This window comes from Photobacterium sp. OFAV2-7 (assembly GCF_022347985.1).
Lineage (GTDB): Bacteria > Pseudomonadota > Gammaproteobacteria > Enterobacterales > Vibrionaceae > Photobacterium.
The window spans coordinates 1-15,514 of the sequence record NZ_JAKRFQ010000036.1; the positions used below are offsets into that span (position 1 = coordinate 1).

General features: G+C 44.6%; 15 protein-coding genes and 1 pseudogene. 3 read left to right on the forward strand and 13 right to left on the reverse strand.

The window, feature by feature from the left end:
• Nucleotides 1–658: 658 nt before the first annotated feature.
• The 5 genes from MHN01_RS04750 to MHN01_RS04770 all read right to left on the reverse strand — a co-directional run bounded on the left by MHN01_RS04750 (nucleotide 659) and on the right by MHN01_RS04770 (nucleotide 6,011).
• Entirely contained in the window at nucleotides 659–1,195 is a 537-nt protein-coding gene (locus MHN01_RS04750; protein ID WP_239410266.1) for an RNase H1/viroplasmin domain-containing protein, read from the reverse strand.
• Nucleotides 1,196–1,348: 153 nt separating this feature from the next.
• Nucleotides 1,349–4,057 carry a DNA polymerase gene (locus MHN01_RS04755; RefSeq protein ID WP_239410267.1) on the reverse strand — a complete coding sequence of 903 codons (2,709 nt, stop codon included), beginning with the start codon at nucleotides 4,055–4,057 and terminating at the stop codon, nucleotides 1,349–1,351.
• Between the two features lie 65 nt (nucleotides 4,058–4,122).
• A complete protein-coding gene (locus MHN01_RS04760) occupies nucleotides 4,123–4,554 on the reverse strand; it encodes a hypothetical protein (RefSeq protein WP_239410268.1) in 432 nt (143 codons plus the stop codon).
• A 106-nt stretch (nucleotides 4,555–4,660) separates the two neighbouring features.
• Nucleotides 4,661–4,843, reverse strand: coding sequence for a helix-turn-helix domain-containing protein (locus tag MHN01_RS04765; protein WP_239410269.1), 183 nt, complete (start codon nucleotides 4,841–4,843; stop codon nucleotides 4,661–4,663).
• A gap of 10 nt (nucleotides 4,844–4,853) precedes the next feature.
• Entirely contained in the window at nucleotides 4,854–6,011 is a 1,158-nt protein-coding gene (locus tag MHN01_RS04770; protein WP_239410270.1) for a tyrosine-type recombinase/integrase, read from the reverse strand.
• Nucleotides 6,012–6,112: 101 nt separating this feature from the next.
• Between MHN01_RS04770 and MHN01_RS04775 the strand changes: the two genes are divergently transcribed.
• Nucleotides 6,113–7,606 (forward strand): hypothetical protein, encoded by a 1,494-nt coding sequence (locus tag MHN01_RS04775; protein WP_239410271.1) that lies wholly within the window; start codon nucleotides 6,113–6,115, stop codon nucleotides 7,604–7,606.
• Nucleotides 7,607–7,773: 167 nt separating this feature from the next.
• Here the strand turns inward: MHN01_RS04775 and MHN01_RS04780 are convergent, their stop codons facing one another.
• Nucleotides 7,774–7,962 (reverse strand): complement resistance protein TraT, encoded by a 189-nt coding sequence (locus MHN01_RS04780; RefSeq protein ID WP_239410272.1) that lies wholly within the window; start codon nucleotides 7,960–7,962, stop codon nucleotides 7,774–7,776.
• An 82-nt stretch (nucleotides 7,963–8,044) separates the two neighbouring features.
• The gene (locus tag MHN01_RS04785; protein WP_239410273.1) at nucleotides 8,045–8,188 is read right to left on the reverse strand and encodes a hypothetical protein; all 144 of its coding nucleotides are present in this window, start codon (nucleotides 8,186–8,188) and stop codon (nucleotides 8,045–8,047) included.
• Nucleotides 8,189–8,717: 529 nt separating this feature from the next.
• On the opposite strand from MHN01_RS04785, the gene MHN01_RS04790 reads away from it, so the two are divergent.
• Nucleotides 8,718–9,581 (forward strand): YafY family protein, encoded by an 864-nt coding sequence (locus tag MHN01_RS04790; protein WP_239410274.1) that lies wholly within the window; start codon nucleotides 8,718–8,720, stop codon nucleotides 9,579–9,581.
• Between the two features lie 967 nt (nucleotides 9,582–10,548).
• On the opposite strand, the gene MHN01_RS04795 is transcribed toward MHN01_RS04790, so the two are convergent.
• From MHN01_RS04795 to MHN01_RS04810, 4 genes are all read right to left on the reverse strand, one after another.
• Nucleotides 10,549–10,980, reverse strand: a complete 432-nt coding sequence (locus MHN01_RS04795) for a DUF2787 family protein (protein WP_239410275.1) — start codon at nucleotides 10,978–10,980, stop codon at nucleotides 10,549–10,551.
• Between the two features lie 103 nt (nucleotides 10,981–11,083).
• Entirely contained in the window at nucleotides 11,084–11,611 is a 528-nt protein-coding gene (locus MHN01_RS04800; protein ID WP_239410276.1) for a hypothetical protein, read from the reverse strand.
• A gap of 45 nt (nucleotides 11,612–11,656) precedes the next feature.
• The gene (locus MHN01_RS04805) at nucleotides 11,657–12,046 is read right to left on the reverse strand and encodes a hypothetical protein (RefSeq protein WP_239410277.1); all 390 of its coding nucleotides are present in this window, start codon (nucleotides 12,044–12,046) and stop codon (nucleotides 11,657–11,659) included.
• Nucleotides 12,047–12,143: 97 nt separating this feature from the next.
• Nucleotides 12,144–13,349: a site-specific integrase gene (locus MHN01_RS04810; RefSeq protein WP_239410278.1), complete on the reverse strand. Its 1,206-nt coding sequence runs from the start codon at nucleotides 13,347–13,349 to the stop codon at nucleotides 12,144–12,146.
• A gap of 489 nt (nucleotides 13,350–13,838) precedes the next feature.
• Between MHN01_RS04810 and MHN01_RS04815 the strand changes: the two are divergent.
• Nucleotides 13,839–14,228: pseudogene (locus tag MHN01_RS04815) on the forward strand (transposase); the annotation flags it as partial.
• A gap of 82 nt (nucleotides 14,229–14,310) precedes the next feature.
• On the opposite strand, the gene MHN01_RS04820 reads toward MHN01_RS04815, so the two are convergent.
• Nucleotides 14,311–14,808, reverse strand: a complete 498-nt coding sequence (locus MHN01_RS04820) for a hypothetical protein (protein WP_239410279.1) — start codon at nucleotides 14,806–14,808, stop codon at nucleotides 14,311–14,313.
• Between the two features lie 211 nt (nucleotides 14,809–15,019).
• The coding region (locus tag MHN01_RS04825; RefSeq protein WP_239410280.1) for a nuclease-related domain-containing protein at nucleotides 15,020–15,514 on the reverse strand (495 nt) is incomplete at its 5' end.

The following is a 15,514-nucleotide window of genomic DNA, read 5'->3' on the forward strand; positions in this document are numbered from 1 at the left end:
AGTACAACAGCCGCTACCGCGTTGCTGTTGTACTGGGGATTATATATAAATATATGAATACCCTATCTCCAACCGGCTCTCTCAACCATCCACCAGCATACCGACAATCAAAGCTCGCCAGTAATCCACCCACCTACCGAAAGCCGATACACCTCATAGACGTACAGCCAAACACATACCGTGTTACTCCCATCAAGCTCCGGCTAGAATCCTCCAGCGGATCCCCTACCAGAGCACCTCAGCAAGCACACAGATGCCGTATTCCAGCGGTATAACACCACTGAGTATGAAGGTAAACTCCGTGAATTAATCGACACCACATGACCTCAGACAGCAAAAAAGATAGTAAAAAGAAAACCCCATGGCTGCCTCGACAAGCTCGACAGCCATAGGGTTTATCAAATTAGGGTTATGACGATAGGGTTATCAGAACGGTACGTCGTCAGTATCAGGCACCTCAGCCTGTCTTGGTCCTAGCGTCACCTTGTCCTTTATCTGCTCATACAATTTCAGCATACTTTTAATCAGATCAAGGTTCGCAGGTGCTTTACCAGCAGAGTTAAGCCAACCGTTCGCCTTCCAATTCGGAGCCAAATGACACAGAGTACGCTCCACACTATCGTCCAGCCCATAAATTTCAACGGAATCAGCCCCATGTTTAATAGCCCCCCCCAGCTACCTTTAACGCCTCATAGCCCAGCTCTTGACGCTTCAGTGGAGCCTTTGCACCCGGAGTAGTCTGAACAACATGTACTGTGCCATCAGAGTGGGTGATCGTTGATGCTATACCACCAGTGCCTAGCTCGCAGGTCAAAATAATGTGTGCCGCCTCATGAACCTCTGAAAACTCAGTCTGCTGATTATCCTGAGTTAGCAGCTTAATATATGACTCAGAGTCCGCCAGCATTTCAGCAACAATCTCTTTCGCTTTCTCAAGTGTTAGCTTCTCAGCTCTATTTTCAGGTGATAAACAACGCCAAGCACCCAAAGCTCGAAATTGTTCTTCAGCCTCCTGCAAAGAATCACAGCCCCAATTGACCTTACCCTTAAATCCAGAGATCTGTTTCTGCACGTCTTTATAATCAGTGTATACACCCGGTTGATGACCTTCCGCTACCACGTGTGCTTTCGCTTTACTTTTACCCATGGCTAATGCCCTCCAAAATATTTGAAAAAAAAAAAGTTCACCACGCATCTCGGTGGCATAGGTACAAGCTGGAAATTCCTGGAAGATTTTGCAGGTGGGTGTTTTTCTGATGGGTCTATCCCCAACGAACCTAATACACAAACGCCGAGAGCCCTTGCAAGACAAGGGCTCTCGCTTAGTTACACAGTACGAAAATTTATTTTATTGTTTTAAGGCAAGCTGCAATTCATCTACATCATCAGCAGCAAACAGCGGTACAGGATCAAATTGGGGAAACTTATCAGCCAGTCTCTTAGCAAGCTTCAAGGTAGAATGAGTCAGGGGAATTGCACCTTTAACCAACTTCGCACGTCCAGCGCCACGCACTAGGCTAGGCTTAACGTCATAGCCGAGATCCACCAGCCATTCAGAAAGTGCTTTAGCGGTAATATCTTTCTTACTGATACCCGACTCTTCATGACCGTAGAATCGGACAAACAAGCGCGCCATAAGCTCATCAGCCTTTTCATCTTTCTTCAATCTGACATCGCAGTCCTTTTTCGCCTTATACATACTCAAGCGCTCCTGCCAATCGTACCAGTCATCTATCGTTTTCAAGCAACGGTTCTTGCGCCAAGCATCGAAGCGAATGCGGGTATAACGCATTTCATACTCATTGTGAAAGGGTTTGGTCTCAAAGCTCACATGAGGCTGGCTTTGTATATCAATCATTCTCGGCTTAACCAACTCACGCTTCATATCAAACTCAAGGTTCAATCGTGACTTCTTGTTTTCCATCAGCATGTCTTGCCGCTCAACGCTCATTACGCGTAAGGAGGTCAGGTGAGACGAGTCTACAGTATGCTCAGGCGTCCGTTCTTTATAAAGCTCGACCATATAACTGTTATGGTCTTTTTCACCTTTGGGTGGTCGGACTCCACCTTTTGCCAGAACGGGCTCCCAACCATCCATCGGGATCACCGTAAACTGGGCGCGAGTCTTGGCACATATCAATTGCTTCGCCTTGTGCTTAATTTCTAGTATCTCACCACCATTTGGTTCCATGCGATGGAACAAGTCTCGAAAACGCTGGCACACCGGGCCCGATAAATCGATTTCATCTATAGAAGCATTGGTCAAAAAACCATCTGTAGTCACGGATATGACCACCTTGTCTTCTGGCACTCCCACCAACATTTCTCCTAGTAGCGCTCGCGCCATACCACACGTATAAGCTGCATAATAAGGATTTGTTAGCTTGGAAGGCTGCTGGGGTTTGCTGTAACCATCAGCGACCGAAAACGTTTTTTTCGGTTTCACATTCTGTGAAAATTTTCCATATGTTGAGTTTAGCATCTCCTTAATTAGCTTTTCCTGAAATGAGTTTTTAGGATAGCTTTTACGTTTCTGTCGCCCCCAGCGCATGTACTTTTCAAAGATCCGTTCATCACTCTCCCACGGAAAAATAAATCCCTGTTTGATCTTAATCTTTGCGCCTTGGTTATACGCAACCTCAAGCTCATTACCGGTGCAATGCGTTTCCCCACTTAGCGGAAAGATAAGCGAGTCTTTACTTCTTACGACAAGGCTCGGGTATCGAGTCTCTGGCGGGAACTCAAACTCAACCCATGCCAGAGCCATCTTGTCACCAAAGAAATCTTCTACGCGAGTGCTCATGTACATTCTTTCATACGCAATCGGTCTAAGCGCATTCGTAATCGCGGCATAGCACGAAGGCACATCCAGATCATTCCAAGTATCAACATGAGTAGCAGATGCCCAGAATGCTTCGTTGCGACCTCCGCTATAGCACTCTGCAGCAAACCATTCCATCGTACTTCGCGCCTTAGTTGGCTCCTCAACCGTCACGGTTCTTATTTTAGATTTATCTTTAGACCAAACTTCAAACGTCTTTTCCTCAAAGCCAAAGAGCTGACGGTAATTTTTCGGATCATCCAGTGAGTTGATAAACGCTTTCACCGCCATACCACCTATCGTGTACGGAACAGACTTCAACCCCATCTCTTTACACAGGTTAGCGGTCATTTCGAAATGTAAGGCAGATACCTCCGCGTCTCTCAAGCCATAAGCTTCAAAGCCCTCTTTATCACCAGCAAGATATTCACTCATTCTTTCGATACTGTAAGGCTCCGGGATAACCAATTTAGGCAAGCCAACCAGTTCGCCTACATCAGCCAGCGACTTACCAGCGGGGGCCAGCAGCATTGTGTCGTAGAAAGAAATATGCAGAGTATGTTTATTGCGGTGTTTGTCATAAACATCAACTGGCTCCTCATCTATACGGCGAGTGAGCACCTTACTCAAGTCGAGTGCATACGCATCACCCAGACTCGCAACGGTTTTACGGATACCCTTGATGTGCGTTTTGATTTGATCAAACGCTTGGTTGAAATTGAATAGGTCGGCCTTCATAAAGTGGGCTGTCACGATCACATCAGTCGGCCAACGGTCAAGAACACTATCATCTTTAGCTTTTTCGATAACTCGCGCCAGGCAATAATCCAACGCTAGTCGTCCTGACTTTTTGGTTGAGTCTGGATACAAGACGAGTTTTGATGTTTTTTCGTTGTAGCGGACAACAAACTGATAGCTCAGTACTCGGTTGTATTTACCGCACTTAGACAAAACATACTCGGTATCGAAGGCAATAACAGGGCGATCATAGAACTTTGTTCGTGCAAAGTGTCGCCCTTTCTTCCCTTTTGCTTTCTCTTTTCTCGGCAAATGCTCCACTAACGGCATCGTTTCCATGACAACATCAGAGATTGACTTAGTTGACTCCAAGTCAAAGTCATTACTGGCTTCACCCCATACACCCATAAGGCTTTCATCAATCTCTTGCCCTACCTCGATAGCCTCCTCAACCACAGTCGAAAGTTCGTCTGCCCAAACACTCAGTGATTCTTCCATGCTTTCCATCCTCGTAATGTAAAAATGGCTCCGGAGAGCCATTAGATTAGTTATGTTTAGTGGTATTAACGCTTGTAAGAGGTCCAGTCGATTTTCGGCATATTCACGCCTTCACCCACGCTAACAAGCGCATCGAGAATCACGTCTGCAAGCCCGTCTAGGTCACTGAAAGTATCGGTATCAAAAACGCATAGAGGACGGTCATTAGTGCCAACCACAACCAAGTTACCCGTTTTCGATGAAACGAAAGCAGTAGAGATCACACGAGCATCAATAAAACCGCCATTCTCCAATACCAGCGCGTATTGCTCATTGGGTTTAACAGCTTTCTTCACTCGCTCGAAAAGCTCCCCCGCGCCTTCGCCTTGCTTGAAAGCAAGTTTCTGACACTTGTGATCCAAAAGTAAGGTGAAGTCACCGTTATTCGTTGCGGTTGTTGCTGTCGCAGCATTGATTACAGATTGGCCATCGCGGATAAAAAGAGTTGCATTAGTCATGATTTTGTCTCCAAATCAAAAAAATTAAATTTGTGTTATTCATGCCAGATAAGCCTTTCTCACCTGACATGAATAGAAGCAGGAAGATTCTGGAAAAAAGTGCGTTTTAAGCGGCATCGAGTAACTTTTTTTCCCACTTTTCTATTTCGGTACGGAGAAAACGAACGCTTCGACCTATGCGCAATACTTTCGGCAAGCTATCAGGCTTACGAGTTACGTTTGTTCTTACTGTCGCCGGATTTAAACTGTACTCAGCAGCAAATTCTTCAATGGTTAGTGCGTTTTTCATGCGGGACTCCTTATTCGAAGGTAAAGTTAGGCAGCATCGCCTCGACAGTCTGCTGTGAGGCTTGAGCTAAATGGATGTTTTGGTAGTAGGCATAACGCTCGGTCACGCTCACATTGGAGTGACCAAGGCTCTGCTGAGCAAGGCGGATATCATTAGTGGCGATCAACATTTGAGTCGCGTAAGTACGCCGCAGATCATGAATGGTGAAAGGTGAATCCAAGCTGCCTTCTTGTTTCATGGCCTGCTGAATGCGTTCCATACAGGCTCGTGGGTAAGCGATATGCTCACCTTGCTTTTTAAGTGAAGGGAACACCCAGTCGTTGAAAGACACCTTGAGACACCTACGCAACAGACGTTTCGCAGGTTCAGAGAAGTAAATGCGCTGTGATTTCCCTGACTTGGTCATAGGCAACAACGCAGAAGACAGGTCGTCAACTAACATTGAGCGAGACAGACTGATCACGTTACCAATGCGCATACCAGTCAGAAGGCTCAGCATGAGAGCACTCGCATGGAGAAAGTTAGGCTCAGCACAGGCATGACGACAGAAGCTCTCTGATTCTTTCGGAGATAACACACGGTCTTTCTGATTGTTCTCGACAAGCTTCTTCACACCCTTTGCAGGGTTCTTATCAATAATTTCATGCTCAACCGCCATCGAAAAAAGTTTCGATAAAAAGGCTTGATAGCGGTTCACTGACGCATTGCTTAACCCGGACAAGGAATTTAGAAACCCTTCGATATCACGGCGAGTCACATCAGCAACACGCTTCTTTCCAAGTATTTTCATGGTACGCCGAGAGCGAGACAGAAAAGTTTTATGATCACGGTGATGCTTGCGACTGTATGGTAAAGCCACTTCATCAAAGAACTGCTGCACCGTCAGACGAGAGCCTTTCTGGTAAGCTCCAGACTGCACATCTGCAATGAATTGGAAGGCTTGTTGATTGAAGTCTGCAAACTTCATTTCAGGGTAAGTGCCAAACGATTCGTAATAGCGCTGCCTTTTCCAGCCAAAGCGAACTAGCCAACGCATACCAGTAGCGGTAACTAGCAGACGCAGGCGCGAATTCTTCTTCCAACGATACTCAACACCTTGCTCACCCTTTTCAGGGCGAGGCAAGGCATTGAGTACCTTCTGGGTCATATCAATTAACGTATTACTCATTTGATCCCTCTAGATATCAATTACTGATACTCCCTACGGCTGGAAGAATCTGGAAAAAATGAGACAATCCGGATAATTGATTGAGCAATAAGTGCAAAAAAATGTCTATTTCATTAAAGAAAGCCTATAGCGCTTGCCTTTGGCTAGCAGAAAGAAAACTAGGGATACCAGTAGAAGAACAACGAGGAGAATGGGACTTAGAAGCAAAAGATAAAAATTTAGACTGGAAACGTGAAGAACTGGTAACAGCCTTACCCTTCAACTATTACGAACACAATCCACTCTACAGCTACTACGATGATGAGGAGAATACATGTATTGATGCCAGCAACTTCATTGATGGCCACCTATTCGCAGACGAATCTGACAATGCATTTTATCGCTACTCTCCAAACCGAAATCGCCAGTTCTTCCACCCGCAGAGAAAAGAAGTCAGTGAAACTGAGCATGAAGCAGATGAATCAATCGCATGGAATGAGCTACCGCTACTGACTATCGACGAACTTGATGACTCTTCATGCAAGGAGGAGGACAAACCAGCACTAGCTAGCATTGCAGCCCACCTGACATTAATGGAAAAACTACAATTCGGTGAAGTTACAGCGAAAGGCTTTGTACATTTCACACACTTTCCAGAATCAATCACTGCTGAAAGGAACCAACATACTCACGCAGTAGATCTCCCACCAATCTATTGGCATAACAACCCAATCCCGAACTATGAGCTATCATCAGTCGAAGAAGGACTGCAACGCCATATGGCAATGATTAGCTATTTCGACAATGCAAAATTCAAACCTGACTGGGATTTATTGAGTGTCAGCGAGTTTTGGCACAAAGGAATACAAATTGAAGGTAATTTTTCAGGTTGGCTAATGGAGCAAGTAAGAAAGGCTTTCCCAACACCTGCACAAGCTACATTTAAACCTCAAGGTAAAGGGTTCCTTATCCAATTTGGGACTGATAAAGAAGGTATTGTCCGCGGTTCTAAAGGTATGACATTGTTATACAAAATCATGAAAGAATATCGTAAATCAACGTATAACGAAGGCTCTGGATATGCTTTAGAAGAAATAGTCTCGGACATCGAACAAGAAAGCTTAAGAAGGCTAGGAAATGATAACTCTCTGAGTATCAAGCAATCAGGCTCTAAAGCAGGATTGAAGCAAAAGATGAAAAATAACTTATTTGCTCTCATCAGTAGATACTACGAGTCAGAAGATATTGATGAAAAAGAAGAAATTGAAGATAAGTGCTGCAAAGCTCTCAACTTCATCAATAAACACGAAAGCAGCGAAATTCTCAGGGTGAAAGACCTGAAAAACATATTAAGACAAAATATTGACTGGTCGCAGGCAGAAGAGTCAATAAAGCTTTCGTTAAAACCAGATGACACACCAGAGGAAGCAAAGAGTATTGAAAGCCATAGAAAGAATCTGGAAAACGCATTGGATAAGTTACGGGAGCAAGCACCACATTTAGCCTATTACCTCGGTCCTCTAAAAAGTAAGAAAGCCTTAGGACTCGGCTACAACCAAGATCCTGAAGAGTTCTACTTTATATGCAAGGACAGCATTGAATGGGACTTCGGCTAGCCGATAATCGCAATTGATGTGTGAATGTCATTAAGTACTTACCCCAACGATCTTAGTGCACATCCCCTCTAAGCCCTTATGCAACAAGGGAACCACGTATCATACCTTTACGATAAAGAAAAAAGCAGAGGGGAAATTCTCTGCTTTATTCACCGGATGATACACAGCTAATCGTCCAGTACCTCATCTACGATAAAGCCAACAATAAATCCCGCCACACCGCCAGCAATAGCCCCGTACGGCCCGAACCGAGCACCGATAGCTGCCCCAACCTGCGCAGCCTTAAGCCCATTGTCTTTACTGTTTTTTGAGGTAACTCGTTCCGAATTGCATTCATGCTTCCTGTTATCAGCCACATTTTTCTCCTTCTGATAAATACGAAAAAGGGCGATAACATTTCTGCTATCGCCCTTGTAAACATCGAGAAGTTAATGATGCTTAATCATCGTCATCTTCTTCCATAGGATCTGGCCCTAGCCAACCTGGATCTCCTGGCTCCATATCCCAATCCTGACTACGGCCTGAGTCAGGCGTACCATCATCATAGTCACCTTGATCCTCAGTCCAACCTCTACCACTCATAAGGCCTCCTTAATAAGTCGAACTCTACTTACACTTCTTACAAACACCACCAGGTGCCATGCAGCTTTTACATACCCACCTGTCACAGCGATTGCAGAACGTACCTCCTATAACACTAGTCTGCTTTCGGCAATGGTTACAGGTGCCTTTGCCCTGTTTGCTTAGCTTAAAAATACCCATGACAACTCCCTAGTGGCTGTGGCCGCAGTTCTGGCATGAGCCATCAACATAGGTGTATTCGCCACAGGCAGGGCAAGTGGTACGGGTAAAGTTCAGGATACGTTTAATTGTCATATCTAACTCCTACTGACGTTGGTTTCCGCTAAAACACGGCAATTGAAAACACCACCCAGTATCACCGCCAAGGCGGTCAGGTTGTGTCCGTGATAGTGAAAAAGTGAATTGAGCAGCGCCAAGCCTTGTCCGGTTTGCGCTATGAAAGCTATGCCAAATCTGAGTGCGCCATGGATTGAAACATTTAAAAATAGTTCGCCCTCAACCTGTCCGCCGGAACCGTTACGCTATTGGTATGAGCGATAAGAGTGAAAAGTTAGCCTTCAGGCTAGGCGATATACTGACAAGGCTGTTTATGGGAGAAGTACTGCCCCCAGAACAGCTTGAGTCTGACTATCAGGTCAGCGAGAAGACCCTACGCCGTGATTTCAACGAAAGGTTGGTTAATGCGCCTATCATTAGGACGAATGAGGGCTACAGGCTAGACCCCGCAACTCGAACCAGCGGCAACCAGAACCACCAGAAACTCCTCCACGATATCGGCCTATCCGCTCTGCTTCCAAAGCAATACCCGTTCAACGAGCAGGCGACTGTCCTGTTTAAAAATCCTCGCTCCGAGCTACCCGAGCAATACGGCAGCCTGTTTAAAGTGTTGGCCGAAGCGATAAGCAACCATGGCATTATTGACCTTACCCACGATGGCAAGCTGACGGAGCAGGTTCACCCCTATCGGTTGGTTAATGACAGAGGTATCTGGTATCTCGCGGCTACCCACTCGGGGCAGCTATATTCGTACAGACTCGCCAAGATTTCGCAGGTTCATCGTCAAGAAGATAAATACACACCCAGCCGTAAGGTGCACGAGGAGATCCACAGGCAAGGGATGGAGTGGCTGACCGCAGACAATGCAGAAGTGCTGGTACAAGTTGATCAGGAAATTGCATCCCGCTTTCTTGAAGCATCAATTCTGCCTAACCAACAATTATTGAAAGAACTGAGTGACGGAAGCCTGCTCATCAGCAGTCGGGTATCAAGATTGAGCGATATCCTCCCTCTGCTTAAGTCCTGGATGCCTCAACTAGAGGTGCTATCACCTGCCAGCCTGAAGCTTGAACTTATACGGGAGCTGTACGCCTCACTGGATCGCTGCAAGTTGTAACCATGATTCCGCCTATTGAAACCGATCAGGTTTATAGGTAATTAGAACACCATGTTCCTAATGCCCTATTTGGCAATCATCATGATCATGGATTGAAGATCTACCCCCGGTAGTTAACTTTTCCCCCCTTATATCCAGAAGCCGTGTTAAGCATTAATACGGGCAATGGCATACTATTGCAGTCCTACAGATTCCCACCCTAATTCTTGATTTTAGTTGCCATAATAAAGCCGATTCTCGGTTAGCTATGGGTGATATACAGAGTTATGAGTTTGATGAAATCGCCCCCCGATACCAGACAAGGGAAAACTCAAATCACGTCATTTTTCACGCTAACCCCCTAACATTAAATTAATAATTGCGTAAGCAAGTCTAATTTAAAAGGGAATATTATGGCTGAATCAGTAGGTGAGCTCATAGAGTCCAGCCCTTACGTTTAGCTAGCCGACATAGGAAATACTTCGGCAGCACGCTTCATCATCCCCATTGCTATTAAAGCAATGGGGATTAGCTATCGCTTCCAAATAACCGAGCGACTTACCGCTCTCGTTTACAGCTCTGTGTCCAGCCAAGTAACAGGCACCAATACACACGAGAAAGATATTCCCTCATAAGGCATCACCTTCCGAAAATATCCACCGTGCCATCAATCTCAATGAAAATAATACAAACGAAATTTATGCCATATTTCCCAATGGCAAAACTCAGGTAGGCCAGCGCCAAACAGGCTAAAATTAACATCCAGCCACAAGCTCACCACCTGCCAAGTTCTTGATTTTCTCATCCCTCTTTAGGTTCAGGTTTCAACGGATTGGCAAAACGTTGGAAGCTCAATTCCATATGAACTAGGCCACCCATTACACCATGGCTAGCATGGCACAATGGGTGGCCCTAGTAAGGGCTTAGCAGACTTGCTAACTGTTCCTGTTCATACATGGTGATTTTGTAGAAACAAGAGTCAGCTGGCTCACTCGGCTGTGACTTTTATTTCATCAAACACACCCATGCCTAGGTACGCGGTAAAGTTCATCTCCCATACCTGATAGAAGTCAGAGACCTCGATATCCGTAATCGGCATTTCCGGAACATAGAGAAAACTCGCAGTGCCACATCCAAAGTTAAAGTCGACCTCCTTCACCAGTTCAGGGTAAGGATGCCCCTGGAAGCTGAAGTCTGTGATGTAATCAAATACCCATCGGTCATTGAGGCAAACAACTCTGATTTCAACAGGGTGCCAACCTCCCGACTCTGCACTGTAACCTGTATCTCTGAAGTTAAATGTCAGGGCGTTAGTTGACGATGTTAGCTTGCCAGTTTCATTGGCAATCTCGTTTAATTTATCTTGCAGGTCCACAGTAACAGGCAGCAGAAGCCTATCAACGTCAAAGGTCAATATCATAATAAAGTCTCGTTTTGTTTTACTGGAAAGCACTCTCGGTCAGTGCTCGGTATGAAAAGTCAGAAGGGGTTTCCGGGGGAAGGGGTGATAGGATTCGCGGTGGTTATTTCGCTGTGTCAGCCTCACCTACCAATGACAGCAACTCGTCGCAACGTTGGGTGTAGTTCTCCGCCAGAACGTGGAGAAACACCGACTTCTCTGACGGACTGATAAGTAATAACCCACGCAATGATGCCGCCAGAAAGCCGGAATTATTGGCACTGCCCCCCTTGAATACAGGTTTCAGGGCAGTGCTCTTAAACGACTTATCATCTTGGTCTTCCAATACGGTCAGGATATCTTGAAGCTTGATCCATTCCTTGCTGTGCAAACCGCCACCTTCATTACCGCTGAGCCTCAGGTACAGCTCGTTTTCTTCATCATGAACAGCCAGCTCGTAGAACACATGGTTTTCCGTTTTAGGGCTTAGCTTCTTGGCTTTGCCTTGCAGAACAATGTTGGAGTAATGGCTAACAGCAACAGCACCAGCTTCCGGTTCTGCACCCTGTTCATTCACTGTCAGCTCTTGTTCCTGGCTGATTTCCGGCTTGTCATCAGCGTTAGCTTTATTGTTGGTTGTTTTACGGGTCATAGGAAAATCCTCTTTATGCTGAGAAGTTAATAGTTGAAGTTAGACTCAGGCTTCAGCTTGATCAGCCAAGGTCAGAACGGGATAGGTTTTGCTGGACATGGGGGCAACGATATAGCAGCCAGCACCTTCAGAGGTGATCACGGCCAATGCCAATAGCCAGTTACAGCTATTATCATTCAACAACAAGACAAACTCAGGATAGTGAGTGACAAATCTCAGAAGATGTTGGATATCCTCACTCTGCCCAGCAAGCGTGTCATCAACATCGCTCTCCTCAATCAGAAACAGCGTCGTACTGACTTCATTCCAGAACTGCCGTGTTACTTCAACGTCACCATCAAATGGTTCAGTTAGATGGCGATGGAGTTGATCTTTAATCGCCAAGGGAACTGGCAAGTTTTCTACCTCATCAAACTTACGGATGGTTTTCATCATTGATTCCTTCTTTAAACGAAAAAGCCCCCATTGGCTCGTCGCCAATAGGGGCTTTTTCTATAGTGCTATGCAATAGACTACTTAATTAATATCAACTTCATCCCCATTTTATTTCGGGTCTCTGCTCCACCATTGCCGATAGATAGGATGCCGTATCACGCTGCTTGGCTTCACTTAACTTGGCGTAGCGTTGGGTGCTGCTAATGTCACGGTGGTTCAATAGCTTCTGTACTGCTGTCAGCTCCACCCCGTTCGAGATAAGGTTACTGGCTACCGAATGCCTCGCGGTATGAAACACCACCTCATCAGGATTTTCGATACCAGCCCTTACTTTGATCACTTTAAATGCATATCGAGGCTGGTAGATGGGTTTACCGATCTTGTTACCTGCAAATATGTATGGATTGCCCGTCACTCTCTGAATGGAGCGAAAGATCTCCACCATCAAATCAGACAAGTAGATAACATGGCTTGAGCCGTTCTTAGTTCGTGGAATGCTCAGGATACGCTTATCCAGATCCAGTTCATCCCAACGTCTTAAGCGCAACTCAGAGTCCCGGCATCCTGTAAGGAAAAGCAGCGCAATAAAGCCACCAGTATTTGGACAATGATATTCTCGTGCAGCCTTGACTAACCGCCTTGTCTCATCTAAATCTAGGTATCGGGTTCGAATATTGTTTTCGGGAAGCAGCGAAACCTTGTCACCAACGTTCGGTATATCAAGAAGGCGAAATGCCAGCTTACAGACGGTCTTCATCAGGGCGATGACGCGGTTCACTGTCGCCACAGCATAAACACCATCACGACACTTTGCCTCACTCATATCTAACTGGATCTTCAACAAGTGATTCGCCGTCAGCTGGTCGAAAGGCAGATTGTGGATGGAATGGCAATGGCGGAACCGCGCCTCATCATCGTTCCAGGTACGTTTTCGCTTCTTGGCCAGTGGCAGGTAAACCTTATGGAAGAACTCACTGACAGTCGGCATGACATTGTTCAGTTTCTTGTCTCGCTCCTGTCTCGGATCGATACCATCAACAACCTGCTCTTTCAGCTTACGGGCTTTCTTGCGAACCGTGAGTAAATCGATATCAGGCCAACGCCCCAGACCTATCGATGCCTTCTTTCGGGTAACAGGACTGGTGTAGCGCAGCAAGAACCGCTTATTCCCAGTCTTGCCAACAAGGCATTTCAAGCCAATAACTTCGGTATCGGAGAATTCAAGCTCTGTAGACTTAGACGATGCGGGATTTTTCGGAAGGTTATTGAGGGAGGAGGGGGTGAACTTAAACTTCTTATTCATATCAGCACCTTATATTACTAAGTACTGAATTTAATATAAGTTTTAAGTTCACCTTGTTACGGAATCGGCATGGGCATGCCCTTGATTAATAACACAGTGTAAAATTAAAATTTGCTCCATATGATTTCTGTAATCAAAAATAACCACTATGATTACTTTCTTTAAAAAACTTTATAAAATCTACTTCACTATATAACCCTACCTCTTTATGGCTAATTGCAAGCACGTAGACTACAGTTTGAATATACATATAAATGGATATAAAAAGCAGGAGGCACATATGGCGAGAGTTAACTATATTCGGCAAGAGTCAAACCACTCTGACTTAAGATGCCCAAAGTGCGGTGAAATGTATAATTATCTATTCTTACCCTTAGCTACTCTTGCCTTCTGTCCAAGTGCTATAGAAGAAAGGCTAGAAGAGGTTGTCAAGCAAACCCGAGAGGAACTACCAATAGGAAGAATTGATGTTCATTGTTACGACACTGTGAACCTAAGCTAATTCGTAAGCACCAGACTCTATTCCAGTCAATGGACGATAAGATCCTAAGCCTGTATGCCAACGGAATGACGATCAGAGAAATCGTCACCACACTCAAAGAGATGTATAAAGCCGGCATCTCACCAACCTTTATATTCAAAGTCACTGACTCCACATTGGAGCAAGATATAAAATGGCAGACTCACGCGATAATTGAGCTCTATCCTATTGTTTACCTTGATTGCATCGTCGTAAAAATCCAACAGGATAAGCTGATGTTCAACAAACCTGTCTATCTCACTTTAGGTGTTAATATAGATGGCCCTAAAGAGTTGCTCAGCATATGGCTATCTGATAACGAAGGAGCTAAGTTCTGGCTGAATGTCCTCACCAAGCTATAGAAATGCTACCAGTAACCCCCTGAAGTTTTTTAAGTTCATAAGGCTCAATATTCAGAATTGAGCCTTTTTATATAGTTGGTTATGGCGTGATAATAAGTGATAAACTCTCACCATCATCGAGTTTAACTCTTCGCATCATATTCCCACCTTGAAGCTGTTTTACCATCCATGTGACAGGAGTAACTAGGTAATACTCACCAGCGGCTAAGTCATTAAAGTAGAATTCACCATCAGCGTTACAAATAGTACGAATAGTTGAACTATTATACTCAGTTGGCCCAGCAGGTAGCTGACGACTGTCATTGTAACCTTCCCAATTGCTTCCATATAGTAGAAGCATACGTTCATCAGCATAAGATGAAACTGGCGTTAATGATGCTTCAATTCCAGCACAAGTTCTTATATCACCACCTTGTGTTCTCATGAATGCTTCACCGCTAATTGAAGCAGATCCTGGCTCTTTTGCCCATGCAACTTCTTCTACATTAAAGGTATTAGTCATTTTATAAGGAGAAGTAGTTTGGCACCCCGTCAAACACGTGACTATAAAAACAGAGATGGTAAATAGGTTCTTCATTTTATTATTCCTTATTGATTAAGATTTAAAAAGCATAACGCATAAATAAAAGTATGAATAAGTGAGTGGCTATCTTCGTAACTTTCACCTTTATTATCACATTCTTATTTTTAGTTGTTTTTTAATTAGTAATATAAGTGTAGCTTATATTTTAGGCTACACACTAGACACATTATGGTAAGTATAATACGACTTAATCATACATTTGCTGTCATTTATTTTTTATAAATCTACATTTAGGGTAGTTTCGGCAACCGAGAAAAGTCTTACCAGCATTAGGACCATTTCTGGCGACTCTTTCAACTAGATCTGAACCACATCGTGGACATGTGGTGTGGGAGTTGTGTCGTTCACGAAGGGACTTAACATGCTCACGATTTGTGACTGTGCATGTGGCAATATGAGAACCTACCTGTTTTATCAGCTGACTCTTTTGTTCAGGAGATAGACGTTTGTTTCTGAAGCTTTTTATGTAGCGACCCAGCCCCCTATCCATGACATTTACTGGTAATGCTGTCTTCAGGCGACAATCACCAGAAAAATAAATCACAGTCTGGATTAGGTCTTCATCAAGATTAAAATATTCAGCTAGAACTTTCTTTTGTCGATATGTCTGATGGAGAGGGTTTTGGAATCGATATTTCTTACCATACAACGATTGAGTCCATTGCCTTGATGATTCATCACCAAAGATCCACCCTTTAAG